Here is a 24,592-nt window from a genome sequence, read left to right on the forward strand (position 1 = left end):
AGGAGGGGAGTTCTTCCTCGATACGTATCGAACTCTTCATCGCGCCGCCCCCGGAAATTCGTGAACTTTTCGAGGGAGTACGAACTTTTTCGCTAATCCAAGAGTGAGTCTTGATCGTTCGAGGTATGCTGGGAGCATACCCGGCGTCCGCGCAGCGAGACTGGCCGGAAAGGCCGGGAATATCCCCAAGCGGAGGTTGTCCACGATAAAGAATGGCCTCAAGTACCGCACCCGCCTTCGGCGGCAACAGTTTTAAGCGCGGCTGGGAGACGATTGTCTAACCGCACCTTGACGCCTTGACCGCCGCAAAACGTCTCCGATTGCGATACCTACTAATGGTTGTGTAAATGCCCCAACCGGCTAGAATCTGAACCAAATCAGACTATGCTGGGGGAACGACTTGCACATCAACTTCGTCGAAATTGCTAATTTTAGAAAGTTATTGTCCACACGCGTCGATCTTTCGGAGATGACAACGCTCTTCGTTGGTGCAAACAACAGCGGTAAGTCTTCCGCAATGTTGGCGCTGCGGCGGTTTCTCGTCCCCCAGCGCTGTCCCTTCGAGCTTCATGATTTTACGCTCTGCCACTGGCCATCAATTGAGGCCATCGGACAAAGCTGGCTCAGCGCCAACCAGGCAAATCAAGTCATCAGCCTGGATATCACGCCGTGGGAGTCCCTACTGCCCACTCTGGATCTTTGGCTAAACGTGGCACCCGGCGAAATGCATCGGGTTCGCGACCTGATTCCAACTCTCGACTGGGAGGGTGGGACATTGGGCGTTCGCATACGCTATGAGCCAGACGATCTTACCGTTCTGTACAAGGACTTTATTGCGGTCGTAGCCGAAGCTGACAGCCTAAGGGTAACCGCGTCAGCACAACAGGCGGCCGTGAAACCGGAGGGCAATACCGATCTCACCCAATCGCCGAAGCTTACTCTCTGGCCGTCGACCCTGGTCGACTATCTGAGCCGCCGCCTGTCGAGGCATTTCACGCTTCGAGCCTACACTTTGGACCCCGCGCAGCTCAAATCACCAGTTAAATCTCAAGCTCAACTCCAGCCTCTGACAGCCTCGTCTTTACCCGTAGATGGCGACCCGCTTAGAGGCTTAGTCCGCGTTCATGATATTCCCGCCCAGCGCGGTTTCGGCGAGGAGACAGCGAAAGATGACGACGACGGCGCGTCGTCCGGTCCGGCGGGAAGCCGACTATCGGATCAACTTCGCAGCTACTACTCAAAGCATCTTGATCCAGCCAAAGGTCCAGACGCCAAAGATCTCGGTGCTCTGCAAGCAATCGAAGCAGCACAGGACGCTTTTGATCAACGTATGACCGAGAGTTTCGCTGAAGCGTTCCGGGAAGTTGAAGGTATGGGCTATCCTGGCGTCAGTGATCCACGTCCGAAGGTTTCGACCCGCTTGAAAGCGATCGATGGGCTAAATCACGCGGCTGCCGTAACGTTCATGGTTGATGTCACCAGTGCCGAGGGTAAGGTCACACCCTTGCTGCGCCTTCCCGAAAACAACAACGGTTTAGGTTACCAAAATCTGATCTCAATGATTTTTCGGCTCATGAGCTTTCGTGATGCCTGGATGCGCGTGGGTAAGGCAGCGAAAACGACCCAGGCTGTGGAAATTGAGCCTCTCCACCTTGTGCTCATTGAAGAGCCCGAGGCCCATCTCCATGCTCAGGTGCAGCAGGTATTTGTAAAGAAAGCCTATGCTGTTCTTCGTCAACACGACGAACTCAAAGACATTCAGACATTTCGAACACAGCTAATCGTCAGCACACATTCAAGCCACGTCGCCCACGAAATCCCGTTCGCCAATCTCCGCTATTTCAGGCGCCTTCCTGCAGGCATGGCAGCGCGCATCCCAGTGTCAATGGTGATAAACCTCCAAGAAGTGTTTGGCACGAAGAACGAGACCCAGCGCTTCGTCACGCGTTATCTTCGAGCGCACCATGCCGATTTGTTTTTCGCTGATGCAGCCATTTTGGTCGAAGGACCAGCGGAACGTATGCTGCTGCCGAACTTGATTCGCAATAACTATGAGCGGTTGAACCAGAGCTACGTAACGCTGTTGGAGATCGGTGGCAGTCATGCCCATCGTTTAAAGCCGCTCATCGACTGTCTTGGTCTATTAACACTCATCATTACCGACCTAGATTCGGTAGATGCCACTGGAAGTTCGGCGCAGCCGCAAAGGGGAGCCGACCAAACGACGAACAATGACACGTTGAAGACATGGGTGCCGCGGCTCCCGGATGTCGACGCGCTAATGGATGCCGATGAGAAGGCCAAGATATCGGAGAATTTGGACGATCAGCTCTTTGCAGTTCGCGCCGCCTATCAAACTCCCGTGCAAGTGCAGCTTTTGGGTGCGTCGAAGGTCGAGACTGCACAGCCGTACACCTTTGAGGATGCGCTCGCCTTCGAGAATCTCGAGTTCTTCTCGAAGCTAAATGGCGGCGGGCTTGTTCGAAAATTCCGCGAAGCGATTCTTAAGGGCGGAGATGCCGGAGTCGTCGGCAAAGATATGTTCGATGCCCTCCGGACCGGCAAAAAGGCGGAGTTTGCACTCGAAGTAATTGATGCCAAAGAATTCGACGCAATCAAGGTGCCTTCCTGCATTGCAGAGGGGCTCGCGTGGCTTCAGTCTCGGCTTGAAAAGAAACAGGTCGATATCCTTCCGGAAAATGGAGGCGTGAAGGCATGACTGGCGCGATCGACGATGACAAGATAGATGCTGAGGCTGACGCGACTATTCGAGTTTGCCTTGATTTATCAGCGCCCAAAAGCTTCTTCCTCTACGCGGGCGCCGGGTCGGGAAAGACGCGCTGGAAGTTGGCGCTGACGTTTCGATCGGGTACTTGACCTCGCTCTCGCATTCGAAATCGCTGTCAGCGAGAAAGGCGATAATGCGCCCCCAAGCTGGAAAGTGATCCCTCAAACAATAACGCGCGCAAGCGCGGGCAGATCACCACCATTCAAGGGCGGCGTGACATCTACCTGGCGCCGCCTTTAACGCCCTGATGCGTGTCGAACTGAGAGATCCCTCGCACGTAGTCCTCTCGATGCTAGCTCAGCCCGAACTAGCTGTGCGGAAGAAACCGCTAGGCCGCCGGGATTTAAATTGGGAAGAACCTTAGGTCTCTGGTCCTAGCTTTCGGCCTTGCTCGGCAAGGACGCGCCGAACTTGGTGTTGATAGGCGCCACGCGACCTTGTCGAGCACGTTGTTCACCTTGTGCAGCCAACATCGCTGATGTTGCGTGCCGGGGAAGATTTCATCGAGCGCCCGCCAGAAGCCGAGAGCGCCGTCGCCGACAGCAAGCTGAGGCCCGATCTGCAAGCCGCGCTTGCGCAGATCGATCAGCAATTCTCGCCAACTTTGTGCGCTCTCGCGTACCCCGGCCTGGAAGCCGATCAATTCCTTCTTTCCTTCAGGCGTGGCGCCTATCAACACCAGGATGCATTCGGCATGGTCCTCCATGCGAGCCTGCAGATAGACGCCATCCGCCCAGATATAAACGTACCGCCGCGCCGACAAGTCGCGCTTTTGCCAACGTTCGTATTCGGCCTGCCAGTCCTTCTTCAGGCCAGCGATGACCGGCGGCGACAAGTTCGGCGCGTCCTTGCCGAGCAAGGCCGAAAGCGCCTCCTGGAAGTCGCTGGTCGAGATTCCCCGCAAATAGAGCACGGGGATCAACGCGTCCAAGCTCTTCGTCCGGCGGGCCCAGAGCGGCAGGATCGTCGAATGAAACCGGATCCTGTCGCCTGGCCCGCTTGCTCCACGGTCGCGGGCCTTCGGACGGGCGATCACGACAGGGCCGATGCCGGTGGCAATTTCGCGCGCCGGCCCATATCCATGCCGCACCACGCGCGCCCGACCATCCGGCAGCGCCAGATGCTTCGTCGTTTCCAGGAATGTAGTGAACTCAATCTCGACAGCGCGGGCGATCAGTTCGCGAGCTCCGGCACGCAGAATATCCGTCAGTGGATCAGCAATCTGATCGGGCTGACGCAGAGGAAAAACATTGGTAGTCTCGGTCACGGCGTATCGCTCCTTTGGAGGTTGCTGGCAGGCTTCATCACCCGCCTCGATACGCCGCCTTTCTCAACCCGTCATCACCCAGTTTCCGTCATAGCTCATCACCGGCTCATAGCGCTCCAGATGCGCCGGACCGAGGCTGGGATTAATAACCGGCTCGCGGTGATCGCCAACAGGGCTAAACGGAATGAGGGCGCTCAGCCGAGCCCGAGGCCGTAGCGTCGCTGGGCCTTTTTTTCCTTTCGGTGCTGTCCGTTGATTTTTGGAGTGTCCTAGGCCTGCTGAATTCGCGGGTGCCGGTCGCAATTCGACTACGGCCGAAATGATCAAAGGAACGGCCCGGCGAGGGCCAAAAGAAAAGGGGCCGTGTCGCGAGACGGCCCCTCTACCGGAAATTCGAAAATTCGGGATGAAATCTAGCTAGCCCCGGCAGCCAACAATTAGCGTGAAATGCTGCCAAGGTGGATTCCGTAGAATCCCGGTGCGAGATGTCGCCCATGAAACGGCCCCAACGCCGGGAGACGCTGAGGCCAAGGACGTCAGTTACACTGGAGATCACGACATCAGAAGCCAGCTCAGGCTGACGGCGAACGCAATGAACGATACCGCCGCCAAGGCTAAGAGGCTGAGCTCCACTCCGTCGAAATCCTTCCGGAACAGGGGATGTCCCGGGTTCTGTTGAATTTCTGAAGAGGTCGGCGTTGCCCACCTTGAGCCGGTAGGCTCGGGGTGCTGATTCCACAAAGGAGAGCAACGCCATGACGAGAGATATCACACCGGCTGGTTGGCCGGCGATCGAGGCTGTGGACGACGCGTTTGCGGAAGTGCGAGCGAGCTTCGATCGGTTCTGCCTTGCGGCAGGGATCGAGGCGCTCGGCACGATGAGGGAGGCGGATGTCACGGCGGCCTGCGGGCCGCGCCACGGTCCCGACGCGGCGCGGCGGGCGCACCGTTGGGGCCGAACGCGGGGACGAATCGGTTTCCACGGCGGCAAGATCGAGGTCGAGCGCCCGCGGGTCCGGGGCGTGGACGGCCGCGAGGTCACGATCCCGAGCTGGGAAACGGCGGCGCAGGAGGATTGGCTCGGTCGCTGGGCGATGAACCTGATGCTGATCAATGTGTCGACGCGCCGGTTCGGCCGCGCTGTCCGGCTGCCCGAGGGTGACGTGCCGACACCGCCCGAATCGGGGGTTTCGAAGTCGGCGGCCTCGCGGAGGTTCGTAGCGCTGTCGGCGGCGCGGCTGGCCGACTTCATGGCTACCGATCTGTCCGCGCTCGACCTTCTGGTGGTCCAAATCGACGGGCTGCATCTCGGCGACGATCTCGTGCTGGTCGCCGCGATCGGGGTTGACGGCGAAGGCAACAAGCATCCGCTGGCTCTGGTGGAAGGGGCGACCGAGAATGCCGCAACGGTTCAGGCCCTGCTGGACAACCTGGTCTCGCGCGGGCTCGCCCCGACGGTGCCAAGACTGTTCATCGCCGACGGCGCGAAAGCGTTGTCGAAGGCGATCCGCCGCACCTTCGGTTCGGCCGCAGCGATCCAGCGCTGCCAGATCCACAAGGCGCGCAACATCATGGAACGCCTGCCGAAACAGCATCATGCGGCCACCCGTCGGGTGCTGCGCCAGGCCTGGGAGCTCGATGACGCCGACAAGGCTGAAAAATTGATCCGCAATCTCGCGCGTCGACTCGACCAGCAATGGCCCGGCGTCGCGGCCAGCATCCTCGAAGGCCTCGACGAAATCCTGACTGTCGTCCGGTTGAAGCTGCCGAAGGAACTTCGTCGATCGCTCGCCTGTACCAACATCGCCGAGAACATGATGGGCACCATTCGCCGCGTCACGCGCAACGTCAAACGCTGGCGGGATGCCGGTATGGCCTTGCGATGGGTCGCGGCCGGCATGATCGAGGCCAACAAGGGCTTTCGACGATTGAAGGCGCATAAGCAATTGTTGGTTCTGCGTGCGGCCCTTCAAGCTCACTACGATCGCATGACGATCAAGCCCGTTGCCCACGTCACGAGGGCCGCGTAACATTCATTCCGGCAGCGTCGGCCCGACGTAGTTCAACACCGATCGGGACATCCCCCCGGAACATAAGGAGGCCAGTCTACGCGCGGTTCCGAGCGCTCGCATTAAATATAAATGCTGGCAAAGGCGTCCTGATCCCCCCAAAAAAACGGCCCAGCGGTGAGTTGGGTCGGAGTTGTCCGAACTAGATAGTCGTTCGTGAAGAACTGGCGGCAGCGCCCGGCTCAAGCGGTGTTTCGAGCCGGGACGGTCTCGAAGAAGGCTCGGATGATGACACGCAAGAGCTCTGCGAGCCATCGCAGCAGCAGGCCGAAGTTATAGCCGGCAGCGGCGAGAACAGCGTTGATGCGGTCGCCGAGGCGTCCCTTGAGATAATTTCTGTCCATGCGGTGCTCGGCCTTGACGTGGCCGATGACGGGCTCGACAGCCGCGCGACGCTTCATCTCGCGACGGATGGAAGCTGTAACGCGGCGGACCTGACCCGAGATCCAGACCCTGAACCGATGCGGGTGGTTGTGACCGCGATATCCTTTGTCGACGTGGATACCGCGAGCCTCCACCCCGGTGAGCTTCTCCATGTCGGCGATTACGGGACCGAGCGTGTGCCCATCGAAGGGATTGCCATGCAGCGCCTTGGCATGGAGCACGAACTGGCCGCCCTTCGGAGACGTCACAGGGGTGGCGATGCTGACCTTGCAGCCGAACTCGTAGGGCGCGCGGGCTTTACCTTTGCCGATGCACTCAACCTCCGGAGCATGTAACGCATAGACCTTCGGACCGCGCTGATGCTGATCCTGGCTGCGCACCTGCTGCGCTAAACCGAGCAACGGGCCGAAGCGAGCTTCCAGCACCGTATCGCCATCAATCTTGCGGCGGATGTCGCGGATGATCCGGCCAAGCCGTGTCCGCAGGAACTTGAGCTGCCGCCGGGCGCGTTTGAACTGGTGGGCGTGGGTATAGCGGCCAGTCATGATGGCGGCGCGCTTGGCCAGGCGCAGATAGCTCTGGCGTAGCGGCACACGGTTGCGCTTGGCGAGCCCGACCAGCTTGATGATTGCTCGATGCAGGAGCCGCGCGTCGGTCGGATGCGCAACCGCCTTGGGCTGCACCGTGGTATCGACCACCACGCGCTCCAGGTCCTTCGGGCCGAGGGCGCCTGTCTTGTGCGCCACCGACAGACTTTCCTGGATTAGCGCAACGAGCTGCTCCTCGCCGAGCCGCTGCCGCCAGCGCGTCATCGACGATCGATCGAACGGCAGACGGTGGCGGAAGCTCAGCTCGCCGCAGAAGTATTGGTAATAGGGGTTCTCGATCCAGCGAGCGCACAGCACCTCATCTGACAGGTTGTGCATGTGCTTCAAAATGAACAGGCCGGCGACTAGCCGCGTCGGCAAGCCCGGCTGTCCCGACCCTGCTTGGCACACCGAACTGAAGCGCTCATTCAGGATGTTCCAGTCGATCAGCGCTGCCAACCGCACCAGCGGATGACCCTGTCGATGATCTGATCAAGCGCCGGAAGCAACAGGTCTTTCTGGCGATCATCCCGCGGCTTGCTCATCGCATTCCCCAATGTCGACGACGCTGTCAGGGAATCACGAATCACCCAAAAGCAAAACCTAAAACGCAAGAAAGCGAGGTCCAATACCCCGCTTTCCTGCAAAATCGAATACTACATCAAGACCAATTCTGCTTATTTCTCAGGTCAATCCGCATTCTTCACGGACGACTAGATAGCAACACCAGTTGGGAGGCCGCGCTTCTGCCGGCACCGTAAGAATACCGGTTCAGGATAAAGTGGCACAAATTGCACTTTCCCCGGGAGGAGCTGCAAACCTACACTGGGTCGGTTCCGTTCGGATTGGGGGAGCGCAAATGGCCGAGATAGTCTTCCGCACTGGCATCATCGTGCTGGGGCTTTGCCCAATCGCGATTGCTGCCGCTGCACTGCTAGTTTGAGAATTTTTGCACCTGGCCCGCACGCGCCAAGCGGGCCGGTAGAAGGCCCCAGCAACGAGCCTTTCCCCTTAGGCCCCCATGTTGCTGGGGCCGCTCAATCAGAGAGGCTGCCTCGGTTAGCGGCCTCTTCGTCTCTTGGCCGCTCGAAGGACAATCCGCAGGGAGGTGCTTGCACAGCCCTTGTAATATTGCCATTCATCCAAAAGCCGCGAAGGTCCCGATCCTTGATGCAGTTTGAGCCAGGGTCAGGCAGCCTTCCGCATTTTCGCGGCGTCGGTTCCGCAAAACGTATCGAGCATATCTGCCCAAAACTGCATTAGCTCAATGCGCTCGGGCAAGCGATCGTCACGGTCGTAGATGGCCCGGGTCGACGCATCGAGGCGATCCTGCTGCATCTCGATCAGCGCTTGCTCGCCAAGGGCCGCCATAAAGGCCGCATGAACCTGCACGGCAGGCACGATTATGCCACCGAATGGAAGATCACAGGTGGCGCAAGCGTCGTGCAAGATCGTGATCTTGTAGCCATAATCGGCGGCTGCCCGGCTGGTCGCATCGATGCACATGTGGCTCATTGCTCCGACGATCACGACCTCCTCAACGCCCCCGGCATCGAGCCGCTGCTTCAGATCGGTGTCGCGGAAGGCGTTGGGATAGTGCTTGACGACCAAGGACTCACGTTCTAGTGGCTGGACGATGGGATTGATCTCTACCCCTCTGGTGTTCGGCGCGAAGATAGAGGGATGACTTTCCTGCATTTCGTGCTGAACGTGGATAGCCGCGTCACCACGCGCGCGGGCGGTCTGAATCACTCTAGCTGCGTTGGCGGCCCCATGCACGATACCAACCAGGGGCAGCTTTCCATCTGGAAAGTATTCGTTTTGGATGTCGATAACGATGACGGCGCGCTGGCTCATAAGATTTCCCTTAGATTGTTGGACAAAGCAGTCGATCAGCAATGACCCGCGCAGGCTCGGGATCTGCGACGTGTAGGCCACCAGATATCGTTACCCATATAATCCCCTTCACTTTTCCGAGCAGGCAGGCTAACGGGCTCTTGGACGCGTTCGGAGCTGAATCGAAGGATCATGCAATCGCCGGCCCGAGCGCCGTTCCATCTTCCTCTGATCGGTATTACCGATGGCTGCCCAGAAGCGCGCGACAGAGCAGCACGCGATTGGAATGCCCGCGATTGATTGGGTAGGTCTGTCCGCGTACAACTTCGCTGCTTCTTATCCATGCTGGCTCCCTGCATGGATGGCGCTCAGAGGAATGACCTGCAAGGCTGGTCCATCCAGGTTGAAATACGATTTGCGATTTCGATCGACTATGTCGACCTCAAGTACGAGGCGATAGGGATAGAGCCCCGGCTCGATCTCCAGGTCGACAGAGCCCGCCCAGTAGTAGGAGGAGGGGGTCCACGGACTGCGGATCCTGTCGGGGCCGCCATAGATCTTAAGATCAGTGCAAATTTTGCCGAGCTGTGGCGTGCCATCGGGCAGCACGAAAACGATGTTCACGATACGCGCGAACAGAGGCCAGCTCCCGTCCAGACGCTTCTCCATGTCAGTACAATAAACCAGCCAGTTCAGAGCTTGGCCCTGGCACACTGTCCGCAAGCTGTTCGTGCCTTTATCGGTACTCTCGCCGCCATTGTCCATCAGCCCAGTCTTCCCGCTGAGGGCGCCGGCCCGTAGGGTTCCTGCAACGTCTATGAGGGTGACGATGTTCAGCTGTGTGGAGGCCAAGCTTGGCTGCTGGGGGGCGCTGCGATGCCGGAGTGACGATCATCATGAACTCCTGGTTCGAGTGCCCGGGGAAGCGTTGAGAGCGGCCTCGACGAGGCGTGGACTCTTGGTTCGGGTAGCACCCGGGGAAGCGTTGAGGGCGGCATCGATGAGGTGCGCGTCGGCACTGCTATCGAGTGTCCGCATCCGGCTGCCAAGCTCCAACGTCAGCCCATGCGGTAGGTCGCCGACCGGCTGCCTCACCGTACCAACCCAGTAGCTGACATCGGACTCGGGATAGGTTTCGCGCCGAACCTCGCAGATTTCCGCCGGCAGTTTGATCGCTCGTATCGCGGCATGATTTTCGCATTCGATCGGCAACAACGTCCAGATGATCTCGTCTCCCGGCGCCACGGCGGTCGCGAGGCCCGGCAGTAGCCTGATTGCGCGAGCCACCGAGACGGTTGTCATCGATCATGTAGAGAGAGCCAGCGAGCGTATCTGCCTCCAATGCGGCGACGACATCCACGACCAGCAGAATGTTGATCGTTTTTGTCATATCGCGTCTCCCTCAACGCACGTATGTCCGGAGGGCGGTATAGGCAGCAGGCCGGGCACGAGATGGCGTCTGTGTCAGGCGCAGTGATCGAAATTGCCATTGGCGAGGTGATCGTGCGCGCCGGCGTGGACGTCGACGAGGCGCAGCTGCAGCGGGTGATCCGGGCGGTCCGTTCGGCATGATCCCCTCCGGCGTGAAGGTGTTCCTGGCGAGCCATCCAGTCGACTTCCGCAAGGGTATCGATGGGCTTGTTGCGCTGGTACGCGATGCCGGCTCAGATCCGTTCGACGTGCGCTTTATGTGTTCCGGGCCAAAAGGGCCCAACACGCGACATTCTGCATACAGTCTTCGAAGCGCGACAATTGCATATCCGTGGCATCCGCTTTTTGGGCGGACGCTTCAGGTCGCACCTTGCCGACGCGGCAAGGATTTGAAATGCATCTACACCGAGGAGCGGCGTGGGTTTAGCCGCGAGGTTCCCAATTGGATGTTCGACGAAAGCTACTGTGCCGGCATGGCGCTTGGGCCGCCGCGGGTCAGTATTGAGGGGCTCAACGAATTTGCTGCTGTTCTGAAGCTTCTCGGCACGACTCAGGCGTCGGGCGCACGATCCCTTCCTTCAACGAAGAGGGAGAAAGGACGTGCGGAGAAAACACCAATATCGCGAACCGATGCAACTGGGTCTGGATCTGGGGCATCGGATTCCCCAGAACCCGCTGGGCGCCAATCCCAAAGGCCTGATCCAGGCGCTCGCCGATCTCCTGCTGGAGGCGGCAGGCGTCGAGACCGTTCAGATGACGGGAGGTGATCATGAGCATCAAGATCACGCCTGATCACCTCAGCCGCGTCGCCGTCGTCTATGTTCGCCAATCGACGATGTCCCAAGTCATGGGGAATCTCGAAAGCCAGCGGCGGCAATATGACTTGGCGCAGGCCGCGGAAGCCGCCGGATTTAAATCGGTGACGGTCATTGACGACGATCTTGGCCGCTCAGGTTCCGGCAGCACTCAGCGGCCCGGATTTGAGCGGCTTGTGGCGATGGTGTGTTCGGGCGACGTTGGTGCCGTCTATTGCATTGAGGCATCGCGGCTGGCGCGCAATGGACGCGACTGGCATCACTTGATCGACCTATGCGCCCTCGCCGGGGCGTTGGTCATCGATCCCGACGGCGCCTATGATCCGCGGCTTGTCAACGACCGCCTGCTTGAGACTGTCGGCTATACTGTAGGCTATTGCCGGTGCCGCCGCCCTGCAGATGGGCGCGGGCGTCGCGTGCAAATTTCAGAAATTCCACAAGGGCTGCGCGGTCTATCACACGCATCGGATGCCGTTGGAGTGCGGCGTCTGGAGTTGCCGCTGGCTCGTCAATGACGACATGACGGACCAATCCCGGCCGAATCGTTCTCATATCGTCGTCGATATCCTCCCCGACTTCGTCACCATTCGGCACAACGAGACAGGCGACGAACAGCACATTCAGGTTTTGCAGTGCTGGATCGATCCGCAGTTTCCTGCTGCACATCGCACGGCACAATTTCGCGCGTATCTTGCGCGACGCGGCGAGGACAACATTGCGGCTCTTATCAGGTTCGACTCGCAAGAAGTTCTGACGATTCTCCCGCCCTCAATGTCGGAGGATGGGCAATGGCATGAGGTCACGAGCGGGCGCATGGAGCGGCAATACAATCTCGCCAAGGTCGTCGATGGCCTCCGTCATGCATGGGACGGGCAAGCGACGAAGCCTGCGGTTCATAACCGAGCTAATCTGATGGGCGAAAGAGTTGGGCGGCCACCGTCTTGGAAAACATGGGCAGTGCGGATCGCTATCACTCTGGCCGTTTGAATGCGATCTGGCTTTGCAAGTGCGATTGCGGCCAGCTTTCAATTCGGTCCACGCCGTTTCTGCTGCATGGACGGGCACGATCATGCAATTGCTTCGCCGACGAAAACCGGCGCACCGTCGGGCGAATTGACCTGACCGGCGCGCAGTCCGGGCGATTAAAGGTTCTTGCTTTCGTTGAAGGCTGCAAGCGGGCTTCGTGGCTCTGCGAATGCGTTTGTCGGCGCGGCGGGCGGATCATTGTTGACGGCGGTAATTTGAGGCGGGGCTGACACAATCTTGCGGATGTCTGCGCCAAGGTGGCCGCCCATCGCGCAAACCGACAACTGAGATCGAAACGACGCTCGATGGTCGGGCGCGAGCGATTATTGAGCCGTAAACGAAGAAGGAGGACCGTCGCGATGCCAAAAACATTTTCCATCATGATCGAGGTCGAGGAGATCGCGCTAGGCCCGGTTTTGCGCCGTCTCAACGACATGCCCGGGATCGCAAAGCTGCATCTCGATCTCAGCCAGGGTGGCGCCGCCAGGGCGGCCGAAGAGAAAGTCGCTCGACCATCCGGCGGCGGTCGCAATGGCAATGGCGAAACCGCGCTGGCGAAAGCGGTCGCCGCGTTGATGCACGGCCAGAAAACCATCGCCGAATTGTCCGCCGCGGCGCAAAAACCCGCGTCTCTGGCACAATCCATCAATTGAAAGTCCTTCGCCTCGTCCGCCGACATCAGGCGGTCTTCTTTCATCAGCGCTTTCACGTCCTCGACGGGCTTGCCGCTGCGGTTAGCGTAAGTGGCGGTCAGCGACTGGTCGATCCGGTCGAGATCATCGGCCATCGCGCGCATGTCATCGGCATTGCCGAAGAAAAGCCGCTGGCGCCATGGACGAGCAGGAACGAATTGGCGGGCATGATGATCTTGTCGGCCGCCATGGCGATGTAGGAGGCCGCCGAGGCCGCGATGCCATCGACATAGGCGGTGACGTTGGCGGGATGATGCCGAATGGTGTTGTGGATGGTGACGCCATCGAACACGTCGCCGCCAAGCGAGTTGATGCGCAGATCAAGCTGGGTGATGTCGCCGAGCGCCTTCAATTCGGCGTCGAAGTCCTTCGCCGAGATCGTATCCTCGCCCCAGACGAGCGACCGATCTTGTCATAGATCAGGATTTCGCCGGTCGTATCGTCGGTCTTCTTCATCGAGAACCATCTTCGCATGGTCATGCTCCTATGCTGCGGCTTGATTGTCGTCGGGCGGATCGCCGGCGGTCTCGTCGGCGACCTCTTGCGGATCTGCGCGGCAGGATCGGCGTTCGGATCGGTGGGCTGGGTCGCCGATGCGCCGTGGATCGGGAAGTCGAGGCCGAGCTTCTTTTCGCGTTCCACGGCGTCGAGTTCGATTTCATCGGGCGGCGCGTCGCATACTGGATTTTTTTGTCAACCATCCTGGCGACGGGCCGATCGAGATAGGCGGCCTCAATACCGATCAGGTGAGAGTGCCCGCCGATCAAGTCCTCCACATCTTTCGAGCAACGCGCCCCGGCCAAGTCCGGGGCGTTCCGTTAGTGACGGCTGCGCTGGTCAGTTGCGCTGATCGTCGGCATAGCCGGGCAACGAGACTGAGGCCGCCAGCACCGCGTCATTCGACCCGCTCAAGGACCGGCAAGCCGAGAAGCTCAGAAGCTCGCGGTCGATAGCGGCTTCAAGTCGCGCAGCGAGTCATCGAGGCCGAAGGCTACGACCCCGAGGAAACCAAACGCGCGGATCGCGGTTCATCACGTAGTTGCCGTTCGGCGCGATGCGATTGTCCCAATAGGGCAGCATCTCGCTCTCCAGCATCTGGATTTGCAGCGGCACCGATAGGCCGTCCTCGACGCGCCGGGCGCGGAAGCGGATGAGCGTATCGTCATCGATAACGATGACATAATCGTTCCGGTAGCCGATCAGCGGGCTGGCCGTTTCGCAACCCGCGAACATATCCCAATCGGCCTTCTCGAAATCGAGCATGTCGGTGCGCGCGAGCATCGCCATCGCTTGCGCGACCGAGAGAGAGTTTCGGTGCCGGGCTCACGCGCGATGCTCGATCGCCAATAGCCGACCGAGTTGCCGTTGATGTCTCGCACCGTGCCTTGCGGCGCCGGGTCGCTTTCGATCCGGCGGGCCGCATCGCGCAAGATGCGCGCGGTCTCGGCGCCAGCGTCATGCTCAAACGCCACGCCGTCCGTCGCGAATGTCAGGGTGAAGCTTACCATGTGGTCTCCAATCCGAACCCTTGCGCGGGATTGCGAAGGGTCTCGATCGAGGCCGGGTGGCTGGATCGGCAGCGCCCGGCGGAGACCGGCGGCGGCCCGGTATTGGGCCACTTCCCCGGCGAAGTGGCCCAGATCTTGGCCACTGGTCGGTGGTTGGAAGATCCTCCGGGTCGATTTTCGAGGCACAGAATGGCGGAATATCAAAGGGGCACGGCGCCTCCGCAAAGGCCCGTAGGGGGCTCACAGGGCGGCCCCCGATCCCGGCGAGGCTTCTGGCTCCCCGGGCGGCCAAGCCGCACCAGCGGGCCCGGTCAACTACTGACGAGCAATCTTGCCGGGCGGCTCCTCATGGGTCTCGGCAGAGCGCGTGCGCCAACTCGCCCGCGAGGGTTGGATCGAGAAGCAGGGCAAGGACCAGTTTTATCTGGTCGATGTCGTTCAAGGTTGCCGCGAGAGCGAGAGGCGCTCGCCAGGACAAACGAGAACCCACCACCGCCAAATGACGTGGCGCCGACGCACCGGAATTTCCCGCGTGCGCCGCGCCGGATCGTGCGGTCGGCTATTTGGGCGTGTGAGCCATGGCGAAGAAACCGGGCACGCTGACGTTCACGCAACAGCAGCAGCAGGATTTGTTGACCGCGATTGCGTCCGGCGCCGAGCGGGTGAGCTATTCGGACAAGTCGGTCGAATATCGCTCGCTGACCGAACTGCGCGAAATCCTCGCGGGGATCGACGCGATCTGAGCGGCGTGAAGGCGCGCCGGACGTTCCGCATGGTCGCGCCGTGGAACAAGGGTCTCCGACCCATGCCCGTCGTCGCCGCCACCAAGCCGCGCTATCGCGTCAAGGCGCCGTCGACGCAATCAAGCCGATCCGACGGGCACCCGCAATGCTGGGTGGGTCGCCGCGCCAGACCGGCTTTGATGCGGCGCGCTCCGCCCGGCGGCTCGCGCCGTGGCGACCGGCGACGGTCACGTCCAACGTCATCATGTCTTGGCAGGGTGACATGCTGAGCGCCCGCGCCGCGACGTGCTGCGCAACAATCCCCACGCGACCGCCGTCCGAGAATTTCGTCGGCAACCTGATCGGCGCCGGGATCAAGCCGTCGTCGCTTATCACCATCGAGGCGCAACGCGATGCGGTGATGACCGCACTGCTCGACTGGACCGAACGAGTGCGACGCCGACGGCCTCGCCGGCTTCTACGGCCTGCAATCGATGGCCGCGCGGTCGCTGTTCGAGGCGGGCGAGTGCTTCACGAATTCGCTTCTCTAGCCGCTCAACGGCAGTTGTGACCCCTCTTCACTGCGTTCTTAACGGCGGTCGACCCTTACAGGTCCTCCTGCATTCAGCCGATTTCGTGCGCTTTCTCGCGGCGACAGGGGCCGGTCCTGAAACGCCGCCGAAAACCCTGGAGAACGGCCTGCCGGACGGGCGCACTCGCGATCAACCCCTAAGCCGGTCCCGGAGTGCCTGCCGATTGGCGACGAGGTTGTTGAGGTGCAGCGGCTCGTGTTGTGGCCGCTCTCCTTGCGCCAATCGTCGAACCAGCTCCCGTGTGCCGTCCACCACGAACACGCCGCAATCATAGCGGTTCTGCTGCGGAGCCATGCGGGCTCGCTGCAGAGTCACGCCCAGCCGTTCTGCGAGCCGTTCTGCAGGCCCGTCATTGCGTCCTTGGACAGAATCGTAATGATAGGCGACCGGCTCTCCTCGCGTGCGGCGATCGACGAGTAGCAGCGACCAATGGGTGCCGTTAGGATCGGTCACACTGGCATCGTTCACTGGCAGGAATAGGAAGTCGGCTACATCATTGCCATTCTGATCATAGAGGATGCGCTGCAATGCGCTGAGTGCGTCGCGCTCGGCGCCCCAACTCAACTGAAAGGCTATGAGAGGATCGACGAACTGCGTTCGGGCTGCAAGATTCGGATCATTCATTTGCAAGTCCTGCGTCAGGAGCTCGTAGTCCCTCTGGATATGCTCGTCGCCCAGCCATTCCGTGGCGCCGAGAGCCGGCCCGCTGCGGTCGTGGGATGAGTCCGCCGGACCCGACGCCCCGATCTCGGCACTGGAGTGTATGCGCGGGAACGCCGACAGATAGTTCGCGTAATCAGGCAGCTCCTCCGGTGTGGACGGCAAATCAAGGACGTTGTAGACGTCTGACGGAGCCGTTGGCGCAGCTTCATCAGCAACTTGAGGATGATGGATGAGGTGAACGTCGTTGGGTCCTTTCGGTCCCAAAACGGCCGTGTAGCGTTCGCCGCCGATCTCATAGTTCATGATTGGATGTTCCGCGACGGGTAAGAAGTCCCACTTGCCCAGCGTCGACAGCATCATGTCGGGGGCCGGCTGGGTGCGATGAGAAAAATCCTTGGGAACGGCGAACGAAACATCAAATGTATCGCCGATAGCGGGAGACCGCAGGTGAACGAGCCGAATATCATCGGGCCCTCCCGGTCCCAATACAGCGGTGTAGCGTTCACCGCGAATGTCGTAGGTCTTTACCCGCTCTGCTACATCCGGCAACAGACCCCAGCTGCCCAGCCTGGACCGCATCATGCCCGGCGCAGGCTGGGTGCCGTGCGAGAAGTCCTCGGGAACGGACAAAGACGCATCAAAAGTCTCGCCGAGCGCTGGGAATACCGCCTCAGCCCTCTCGGAGGCCGGCGCGGCTCGCTCCACCTGCGTGAAGGCAGTGCTGGGGAGGCTTGATTCCCCGACAGCGCGTTGGGCTGCGGAGCGTTCTCCGATCGAGATCCGAACCCACTGGCGGCGCTAGGCGGATGGAGTGGGGTGCTCAGCCGCGTCATCCCCGCAGGCACAAACAGCGCCCTGTAGCGGTCAGTGTTGATCACGAGGCTGGTCGATCGGTTATCGTCGCTCGCCAGAACGCCGCTCCTGTTCAGTGCAGCAGGTTGTTCGTGCCCGCTGTGCTGCATTGTAGGCGGCCCCTCCAATTCGTCGAGGGGAGCCTGCATTAACACGCCAGCGCCTGCATTGAGGTGCGTTGGATTGACGGGGACTTGCGGCTGCGCGGGTTCAACATCCAGGAGTCGCCGAGGCGCGCCTGGAGAGAACTGCTCTAGATTGAACTCTTCTTGATCGACGAAGAATGACCGGCTGGGTTGATCATCCGGCTGCCGCTGAATTTCGTTGTGAATCTGCTCTTGCAGTCGCAGAAACTCCGTTGGTTCTACGGAGGCTGGCGAAGGCGTGGATCGATCATCCAGGTGATTGAGCACTCGCCGCAGTTTCGCCGGAGGAAACTGTTCTGCATCGAAAGCCAGCCCTGAGTGGACGCGTTGATCGTCCCGCCGTCCGTGAAGCTCCTCGCGGAAGCTCTGTTCCAGCCGCTGAAGTTCCACGGGATTGGTCGGCGGCTCCTCGGCCGCATCATCGAACAGGTCCCAGACTTCCGCCGGAAACCCGCCTGACCTGGGCGACGGGAGAGCCATGACCGACGACTCGTCGGGTCGATCATCCGACAGCCGCCGGAGCTCTTCTGGAACGAGAGCCAGCATTGGTGACGAGGCGGCCTGCCGAGAGCCGTCCGCCCCGGAAGCGTCCTCTCCGGCGCCAGTTCGGCCAACTGAATCGCCGGCAGCAAGATACTTAGAAAGCGAAACCAACGCCGGACGGAATCTCTTGTCCCTCGGGAATGCCGCTTTAGCTCGATCAAGCAAGGTCTCGTGATCGAGTCCAGCAAGCGTTTCACCACTAGACTCAAGACTTTTCGCCAATTGGCGAAGAGCGGTAGCGTGATTTTTCGCGGTGCCCGGTTTCACTCCCCGGCTCCTGATGGCCTCCTGCATCGCAGCCTTGATCAGATGACCCGTGCCGCCGCGATACTCTTGAAGAGCCTTCAACGCATGACGCATTTTCGCGTCCCTCGGGAATGACTGTTCAGCGTGAGCGGCCAACGACGAGTGATTGAGCTCGTTAATCGTCTCGCTCTGCGACCCCAGATGATTCCCTAATCTACCAAGAGCCGAGGTGCAACCTCCAGCGGTGACCGGTCCCAACCCCCCGCTCGCAACGGCATCCTGGAACACCGAGTGGATGAGGTTGCGGTCTACGTCAGACAGAAAGGGATAATCGAAACGCGATAGGCTCCCGCGGGAGGGAATTCCCACGTGGGCCTCGCCCGCCTCACGCAAATGCTGCTCAAAGACCTCTTGACCGGCCTGCCCCGCCTGCGGCTCTTCCGAGACGGCGCGCTGCATCTGCGACCCCGCTGTTACATTGGATGGGTCAAAATTGTGCGGGGCCAAGCTAACCTCACGTCCGAGAACACTTCAACAGGCCCGTACGCGGGCAACCTTTCAAGAAGCTGACGAGGCAGCGTTCGTATAGCCTGGGGCAGGATGCATGCTCCGCTTGCGCTATGCGCGTCTGTGTGGCACCTCATGACTCGGTAGGGGGCGCCCAGCATGGGCCCTACCGCAGTCTTGAGGGGCGGCCCTCTAAAAGGTTGCGTGGTGCGTCCTAGCCCCCATGGCTGTGCCTCGCGTGGCCTATAGGTTGCCGCCCCTCTCGCTTGCGGGCTGACAAAAACGATGCCGGCGCGAATTCCGCTCGTAGGGCCGTAAACGGTCAACGGGCCATGTTTCCACGGCTGGCTTGCTCACTAGTGCATCCGTGATTTGCCGTCTTCTGAGCTTTAACTTCGAACTTTCGGCAATGTGAGCTTCGTGGACATTTTCCAGGCGCGACCGGAACGGCACACGCGGTTGTTCGACGGAGTCTGTCCGAGACCGGTTCGGAGCACGTGGCTTCACGCAGTAGGCGGCGGGCACTACCCTGCACCGAGATTGCGGAGCATGTAGGTCGCGCCTTTGTCGTAGGACGCGATCTTTGCGCTCAACTCCGCATTCGTCGTGACGGGGCCGAAATCCGAGACATTCCCATAGCGGTCGCGTGGAGTAGATTGGAGACCAGCGCGACAGCCGCAATGCCTGACGAACGCGTGAGTTTCTCGATCGTCGCGACATACGCGCGTGCCACACCCCGCGGGTGTCGGGCAGCACGGCGACGTCATGCACGTGAAGGCAATCCGCATCGTCAGGCAATCGTTCGAGAAAGCCGTCGAGCGGCGGAATCCGATGCTGCTTCCAGGGATGGGCGAACCCGTAGCCGACGATCGCTTCCTCCGCGGCGAGCACGCGGGCGCCATCAGGACAAAGCCGAATCTTTTCCGCGAACACCTCGGGGCGCTCGAACAGATCAGGATGGATGCGCGTGCATCCCGCTGATCGCAGCAAGGTCAGACGCCCGGGCGGGACGCCAACGCGGCCTGCTCATATCGGTCCGTTGCTCCCTCTTGTTCGATGCGCCCAGCAGAATCCGCCGCCGCAGGAATGCTACGCCATGTTTATATCATACGCGCGTCTTCCGCTAGGGGACGAACACTGGCGCTACACAACACGGACAAAAGACACTCAAGTCGTCTTTTGGGTCTTTCGGAAAACAAGCCTTGGCGACTGCTGGCGCAAATTGCGCTGATTAAGGCCGCATTTGCCCGATGAGCCACAGCTCAACGGGGGCTTTGTGGTCCATTTCCGCGCCAATTTTACTCGCGTTTTCTGGCCGATTTCTAGCTGGTTCGCAGCGCAATCAAAGGCCGAAAGGGAAAGCGCGAGATATGTGCAAGGTGCGCGGGTCCCGCGATCCCGCATACGTTTATGCACCCCGGTGGAACCACGAAACATTCCGGGTCCTTACGCCGCCTTTTGGACGTGACATTAAGATGCAAGCGACCGTCGCAGCTATCTTGCTCTCGCGTTTTGATCGCGTGACAGTTGGCGCAAAGCAATTGGATGCCCTCGCGCTTGCCCCTTACGATCTGTCGATACAGCGCCTCGCCGCAATCGTGGCCAGGACGGACACCAGATGAACCGCGCCGCACGGGCACGATGTGGTCGAACTCAAGTGCGCGCTCGTCATCGAACCCGCAGTCTAAGTATTTGCCGCCCATCAACCGGATGGCTTCCTTCCGCAAGCGCTCGCGATAGCGTTTGCGCTTGCCGGGATCAGCGGTGTCGGCCTTACGCCTCGTCCTGCGGAACTCGCCGGTCAACTCGGCGCCCCACATCTTTCGCACGATGCGGTAACAGTGAGCGGCTGCGCGCGATGCCTTTTGCAGTTGCTTAATGCGCCGAGACAACTAACGGTCTTTCCCCGGCTGACGTTACAGGCGCGTTGATCGGGATGCCGTCGGCGCGCTTCCGCGCATAATACGCAGCCGTCTGCGCGTAGTTCTTCGATTGATAGGCCGGCCGCCACGCCTTCTTGCGCTCGGGGTCCTTAAACGGCACACGCGTTACCTTACCTCAATCAACCCACGTCGCGCGCCAACCCTTGCTGTCAGCGTATCCAAGCACGCGCTCCCGATCCCAGCCGAGCATGTACGCGAGGATGGGAGCCGTTCGGATCACCCGGTTGCTGTGACCGATGACGACGGCAGCGTGGAAGTGGGGGCATCGATGATGATCATCAGGCGTGCCCTTGCCAGGCGCGGGCCTTGTCCAATTCGAGCAGTTCGATCTTGAGTGCTTGGTCCCGGTAGCCGAGGGAAACAGTGCGTGTGGGCGTAGGCCCATGATATAGCGCGAAGCCACGTATTGCACAGGCTGCGCTGGCTGTCGGTATTGAGACCATTTGTCAGCAACTTGACGCCACACAACGCGACGAAGTGCCTGCAGAGCCTACGAATTCACTTCGGCACGTGGCTTGCACTGTTCACTGCATCATTCACCAATCGCAGCGCGATGGTCTTCCGGACGGACACGGCGTGCGTCGCTGTTAGCTCTGGTCCGCCCCGACGGTTTGCTGCGCGATAAGTTAAGGGCGCCGGTCGTGGACCGAGAAAATGCAGGGACGTGTTGGATGCTATCTGGAGTTCTTCTTTTGGGAGCGACGACAATTGCGCTCATCGCAACCCGTGCAGCGAATGCGGCACACCTTGAGCCAGAACTGAAATTGGCCGGCGGGCACCTCGGCGGCGGCTACGGCCGGACTTCCTTCAGCGATCCCTACGGTCCGTCAATCTATGGCGATGTCGTCGACACAGAGCAGGCTCCGGAAATCTGGACAGGGCGATAAGTGGAGTTTCTGCCCGTTAGCCGCGATCAAGGGCGAGATGACGCTGGCCCAGCTGGCTGAGCATTTCGACGTGCATCCGAACCAGATCACGCAGTGGAAGTCCCAGCTTCAGGAAGCGGCGGCCGAGGTATTTGGTGCCGGCGGTGGCAACAGAACGAGCGAGCCCGCGGTGGACGTGAAAACGCTGCACGCCAAGATCGGAGAGCTGACGCTGGAGAACGATTTTTTAGAAGGCGCGCTCAGCAAAGCCGGCCTGCTGAGCGCAAAGCGATGATCGACCGTGAGCACGACCTGCCGATCACGAAACAGGCGGAAGTTTTGAAGATCAGCCGTGGCAGTGTCTATTATCTACCACGTCCGGTGTCGCCCGCCGGCCTCGCGATCATGCAACGGCTTGACCGGCTGCATTTGGAGTTTCCTTTCGCCGGTTCGCGAATGTTGCGAGACCTGCTGGCTGCCGAGGGGTGCAAGATCGGCCGCCGGCATGTCAAAACGCTGATGCGGCGGATGGGGATAGAGGCGCTCTACCGCCGGCCGCGTACCACCAAGTCCGAACCCGGGCACAAGATCTATCCATATCTGCTGCGCGGGATCGAGATCACACGCCCGAACCAGGTCTGGGCGATGGACATCACCTACATCCCGATGGCACGCGCGGTAGTGCTCGACTGGTTCAGCCGCCGGGTGCTGTCGTGGCGCGTTTCGATCACGATGGAAGCCGCATTCTGCGTCGAGACGCTGGAGGACGCTCTCGCTCGCCACGGCAAGCCGGACATCTTCAACACCGACCAAGGCTCGCAGTTCACGGGCGCCGCGTTCACCGGCGTGCTCGCCAGTCATGGCATCGCCATCAGCATGGACGGCCGGGGCGCCTGGCGCGACAACGTGTTCGTCGAGCGGCTGTGGCGCAGTGTCAAATATGAGGAGGTCTATCTGCGCGCCTACGACACCGTGTCCGACGCCCGCGCCTCGATCGGCCGATACCTCGACTTTTACAATGGCCCCGTCCCCACTCGAGCCTTGACCGTGGCACCCCGGATCAAGCTTACTTCAACCCGCTGCCGTTCCGCGCGGCAGCGTAACTCTGGCAGAAGCTCCACTTATCGGCGCGGAATTGCTGTTCAGACAACCGAGACCATCTCTGTCGTCTGCTCATGATCTCTCCTGATTCGCAGGCTCAGCGTGCCCGCTGTCAGGCAGAAACTCCACTTATCGCCTCGTTCAAATTTGCGGAGCCGGCTCATCGTCTCTATACAGGAGTGTTCGGTGCAAACCAAGTCAATCATAATGATCTTATTGAGATTTGTGGTGTTCTCGACAAGTGCCGTCGCAGGGGCATCAAACGAAACATGCCCCGAATGCGTAACACTTGAGGGAGGGATGGCAAAGGGCGTGATCGAGGATGGCATCCTGAGCCTCAAAGGAATTCCCTACGCGGCTCCGCCGGTGAGCGAGTTGCGATTCCGCCCGCCATCTTTGCCTAATCATTGGCAAGGAATTCTTCCGGCAGCGAACTATCGGACAATATGTCCACAAATCGAGGATCCGCTCGAAAGTTATCCCAAAGCGGCCATGGCGCATGAGGTTGTCGTAGGCGGAGTCACAACTCGTTTGTTCGAGGATGAAGATTGTCTTTACCTTAATGTCTGGAAGCCTGCGAAGCAGGTCAGGAATTTGCCAATCATGATCTATCTTCCCGGCGGAGGCTTCATTGCCGGTGGCGCGTCCGACGTTTATAATGGGGCAGCAGTTGCGCGAAAGGATGTGGTCGTCGTCACGATCAACTACCGTATCGGCTTGCTGGGATTTGCGGAGCTAGGTGCGCTCGACCCCTCCTATTCCGGTAGCGGCAACAACGGCCTGCGCGATCAGATCGCAGCGCTTGAGTGGGTTCGACGTAACGCGACGGCGCTCGGCGGGGACTCTGATAATGTCACAGTATTCGGTGAATCGGCCGGTTCGATCTCAATCGCCGCACACCTCGTGTCTCCCTCGCTCAAAAAACCATTTCAGCGGGCGATCCTACAAAGCGGGGCCTACAATCTAATTCGCACCAGGAGATCGGCGGAAGCGACAGTGAAAAAAGTCATGGACGTTGGATCCTTGAAAACCATGGCTCAGATCAAAACGGCGCCCGTTCGAGATCTATTGCTGCAGGCCCAGGCCACTGGTGAGCCGGATGGTTTCTTCGCTCCCGTCGCAGATGGTTCTTGGGTCGCCCTCGATCCTGCCGAAGCATTCGCCTCCGGAACGTCAAGGCATGTTGGGATCATGCTTGGCACGAATGCAAACGAAATGAACTACTGGGCAATGTATGACAGCAAGTTCCGCAATCCGTACGTGGAAGACACCGATCTCGGCGCAAAGATCGATGTCTTCTCTATGTTACCCTCCATAGGGAACACCTCAGAGGCGAAACGGGAGAAAGTGAAACGCAAGCTCCTGAGTACATATGAGAAGGTTCTCGGGACGACGGATCAAAGAACAATCGAAGCGGCGCTGGTTGATGACGTGATAATGACGCAGCCGGCAACACACCTAGCCGAGCGCCAATCGGCCTCGGGCGGCAAGGTGTGGCTCTATCGCTTCACTTGGCATGTGCCACCAAAGTATCTCGATCCTGCGCTGCCCGCGCTGGGGGCGTTTCATTCAATTGAACTTCCATTCATGTTCGGCACCGGTGATTTCAGCCAAATTCCAGGTGGTCTTGCCCTGTCGAAGGCCCCGGGCCCGGAAATCTCTCGGCTGGCTAATCAGATGTTGACCGCGTGGACGAATTTCGCAAAGAAGGGAGACCCTAATGGCGCTGGCGTGCCGGAATGGCCTTCCTACGACACAAACAAACGCGTCGTGATGGTGTGGTCAGCAGATTCTGAGGCGGTTGCGGATCCTGACCGGTCACGCCGTGAAATCTGGGAGCGCTGGCATTTTAATCCTTATTGATTGACAACCCGGATCGGTAATGTCGCGCCCGCTGTATCGCGGCTACGCCAGATTGCTGCGACGATGGCCGACAAGGTGTCTCCGCACGCGCCATGTCGCCAGGCAACGTTCGCCGTCTCCGAGGCCTTTGGATCTGCCTCTACT

At 60.1% G+C, this 24,592-nt stretch carries 17 protein-coding genes and 6 pseudogenes; 10 read left to right on the plus strand and 13 right to left on the minus strand.

Annotated features, from left to right (window positions below; translation table 11 throughout):
* Nucleotides 1–400: 400 nt before the first annotated feature.
* A complete protein-coding gene (locus ACVWY5_RS00725) occupies nucleotides 401–2,719 on the plus strand; it encodes an AAA family ATPase (RefSeq protein ID WP_028338042.1) in 2,319 nt (772 codons plus the stop codon).
* Nucleotides 2,716–2,877 (plus strand): hypothetical protein, encoded by a 162-nt coding sequence (locus ACVWY5_RS00730; RefSeq protein ID WP_321177222.1) that lies wholly within the window; start codon nucleotides 2,716–2,718, stop codon nucleotides 2,875–2,877. Before ACVWY5_RS00725 ends, ACVWY5_RS00730 begins: the two co-directional genes overlap by 4 nt.
* A 260-nt stretch (nucleotides 2,878–3,137) precedes the next feature.
* Here ACVWY5_RS00730 and ACVWY5_RS00735 read toward each other — a convergent pair.
* Nucleotides 3,138–4,055, minus strand: a pseudogene (locus tag ACVWY5_RS00735) (IS256 family transposase); the annotation flags it as partial.
* A 755-nt stretch (nucleotides 4,056–4,810) separates the two neighbouring features.
* Here ACVWY5_RS00735 and ACVWY5_RS00740 point away from each other — a divergent pair.
* Complete coding sequence (locus tag ACVWY5_RS00740; RefSeq protein ID WP_028337969.1) at nucleotides 4,811–6,085, plus strand: IS256 family transposase; 1,275 nt, start codon at nucleotides 4,811–4,813, stop codon at nucleotides 6,083–6,085.
* 221 nt (nucleotides 6,086–6,306) lie between these two features.
* On the opposite strand, the pseudogene ACVWY5_RS00745 reads toward ACVWY5_RS00740, so the two are convergent.
* The 5 genes and pseudogenes from ACVWY5_RS00745 to ACVWY5_RS00765 all read right to left on the minus strand — a co-directional run bounded on the left by ACVWY5_RS00745 (nucleotide 6,307) and on the right by ACVWY5_RS00765 (nucleotide 11,139).
* Nucleotides 6,307–7,640 (minus strand): annotated as a pseudogene (locus ACVWY5_RS00745) (IS5 family transposase).
* A gap of 643 nt (nucleotides 7,641–8,283) precedes the next feature.
* Nucleotides 8,284–9,033, minus strand: coding sequence for a cysteine hydrolase family protein (locus tag ACVWY5_RS00750; RefSeq protein ID WP_063616677.1), 750 nt, complete (start codon nucleotides 9,031–9,033; stop codon nucleotides 8,284–8,286).
* A gap of 234 nt (nucleotides 9,034–9,267) precedes the next feature.
* Nucleotides 9,268–9,783 carry a hypothetical protein gene (locus tag ACVWY5_RS00755; protein WP_028337968.1) on the minus strand — a complete coding sequence of 172 codons (516 nt, stop codon included), beginning with the start codon at nucleotides 9,781–9,783 and terminating at the stop codon, nucleotides 9,268–9,270.
* Between the two features lie 42 nt (nucleotides 9,784–9,825).
* On the minus strand, nucleotides 9,826–10,233 hold the full coding sequence (locus ACVWY5_RS00760; RefSeq protein ID WP_028337967.1) for a hypothetical protein: 408 nt from the start codon (nucleotides 10,231–10,233) through the stop codon (nucleotides 9,826–9,828).
* Nucleotides 10,234–10,872: 639 nt separating this feature from the next.
* Nucleotides 10,873–11,139 carry a hypothetical protein gene (locus tag ACVWY5_RS00765; protein ID WP_310885204.1) on the minus strand — a complete coding sequence of 89 codons (267 nt, stop codon included), beginning with the start codon at nucleotides 11,137–11,139 and terminating at the stop codon, nucleotides 10,873–10,875.
* Between ACVWY5_RS00765 and ACVWY5_RS00770 the strand changes: the two are divergent.
* Nucleotides 11,132–11,527 (plus strand): annotated as a pseudogene (locus tag ACVWY5_RS00770) (recombinase family protein); the annotation flags it as partial. The gene ACVWY5_RS00765 and the pseudogene ACVWY5_RS00770 overlap by 8 nt on opposite strands.
* A 169-nt stretch (nucleotides 11,528–11,696) precedes the next feature.
* Nucleotides 11,697–12,164, plus strand: a complete 468-nt coding sequence (locus ACVWY5_RS00775) for a hypothetical protein (RefSeq protein WP_028352391.1) — start codon at nucleotides 11,697–11,699, stop codon at nucleotides 12,162–12,164.
* Here ACVWY5_RS00775 and ACVWY5_RS00780 read toward each other — a convergent pair.
* Both ACVWY5_RS00780 and ACVWY5_RS00785 read right to left on the minus strand, forming a co-directional pair.
* Nucleotides 12,148–13,187: pseudogene (locus ACVWY5_RS00780) on the minus strand (head maturation protease, ClpP-related). The gene ACVWY5_RS00775 and the pseudogene ACVWY5_RS00780 sit on opposite strands and share 17 nt — an antisense overlap.
* A gap of 56 nt (nucleotides 13,188–13,243) precedes the next feature.
* Nucleotides 13,244–13,537, minus strand: a complete 294-nt coding sequence (locus tag ACVWY5_RS00785; RefSeq protein ID WP_051376407.1) for a hypothetical protein — start codon at nucleotides 13,535–13,537, stop codon at nucleotides 13,244–13,246.
* Between ACVWY5_RS00785 and ACVWY5_RS00790 the strand changes: the two genes are divergently transcribed.
* On the plus strand, nucleotides 13,489–13,848 hold the full coding sequence (locus tag ACVWY5_RS00790; RefSeq protein ID WP_080667351.1) for a phage portal protein: 360 nt from the start codon (nucleotides 13,489–13,491) through the stop codon (nucleotides 13,846–13,848). The two genes, ACVWY5_RS00785 and ACVWY5_RS00790, sit on opposite strands and share 49 nt — an antisense overlap.
* A gap of 22 nt (nucleotides 13,849–13,870) precedes the next feature.
* Here ACVWY5_RS00790 and ACVWY5_RS00795 read toward each other — a convergent pair whose 3' ends face one another.
* The gene (locus tag ACVWY5_RS00795) at nucleotides 13,871–14,182 is read right to left on the minus strand and encodes a hypothetical protein (protein ID WP_028337963.1); all 312 of its coding nucleotides are present in this window, start codon (nucleotides 14,180–14,182) and stop codon (nucleotides 13,871–13,873) included.
* A 799-nt stretch (nucleotides 14,183–14,981) separates the two neighbouring features.
* Between ACVWY5_RS00795 and ACVWY5_RS00800 the strand changes: the two genes are divergently transcribed.
* Nucleotides 14,982–15,146: a phage head-tail joining protein gene (locus ACVWY5_RS00800; RefSeq protein ID WP_321177195.1), complete on the plus strand. Its 165-nt coding sequence runs from the start codon at nucleotides 14,982–14,984 to the stop codon at nucleotides 15,144–15,146.
* Nucleotides 15,147–15,291: 145 nt separating this feature from the next.
* Nucleotides 15,292–15,696, plus strand: a complete 405-nt coding sequence (locus ACVWY5_RS00805; RefSeq protein ID WP_321177196.1) for a hypothetical protein — start codon at nucleotides 15,292–15,294, stop codon at nucleotides 15,694–15,696.
* A 151-nt stretch (nucleotides 15,697–15,847) separates the two neighbouring features.
* On the opposite strand, the gene ACVWY5_RS00810 is transcribed toward ACVWY5_RS00805, so the two are convergent.
* The 4 genes and pseudogenes from ACVWY5_RS00810 to ACVWY5_RS00825 form a co-directional block, all read right to left on the minus strand.
* Complete coding sequence (locus ACVWY5_RS00810; RefSeq protein WP_321177197.1) at nucleotides 15,848–17,011, minus strand: Ulp1 family isopeptidase; 1,164 nt, start codon at nucleotides 17,009–17,011, stop codon at nucleotides 15,848–15,850.
* Nucleotides 16,960–18,675, minus strand: a complete 1,716-nt coding sequence (locus ACVWY5_RS00815; RefSeq protein ID WP_321177198.1) for a hypothetical protein — start codon at nucleotides 18,673–18,675, stop codon at nucleotides 16,960–16,962. The genes ACVWY5_RS00810 and ACVWY5_RS00815 overlap by 52 nt, the downstream gene beginning before the upstream one ends.
* Before the next feature lie 524 nt (nucleotides 18,676–19,199).
* Nucleotides 19,200–19,705, minus strand: a pseudogene (locus tag ACVWY5_RS00820) (GNAT family N-acetyltransferase).
* 292 nt (nucleotides 19,706–19,997) lie between these two features.
* A complete protein-coding gene (locus ACVWY5_RS00825; protein WP_321177631.1) occupies nucleotides 19,998–20,480 on the minus strand; it encodes a hypothetical protein in 483 nt (160 codons plus the stop codon).
* A gap of 978 nt (nucleotides 20,481–21,458) precedes the next feature.
* On the opposite strand from ACVWY5_RS00825, the pseudogene ACVWY5_RS00830 reads away from it, so the two are divergent.
* Together ACVWY5_RS00830 and ACVWY5_RS00835 are read left to right on the plus strand one after the other, a co-directional pair.
* A pseudogene (locus ACVWY5_RS00830) lies at nucleotides 21,459–22,587 on the plus strand (IS3 family transposase).
* 205 nt (nucleotides 22,588–22,792) lie between these two features.
* Nucleotides 22,793–24,448: a carboxylesterase family protein gene (locus ACVWY5_RS00835; protein WP_080667349.1), complete on the plus strand. Its 1,656-nt coding sequence runs from the start codon at nucleotides 22,793–22,795 to the stop codon at nucleotides 24,446–24,448.
* The last annotated feature ends 144 nt before the right edge of the window (nucleotides 24,449–24,592 follow it).

It is taken from the genome of Bradyrhizobium sp. USDA 3256 (assembly GCF_054058275.1).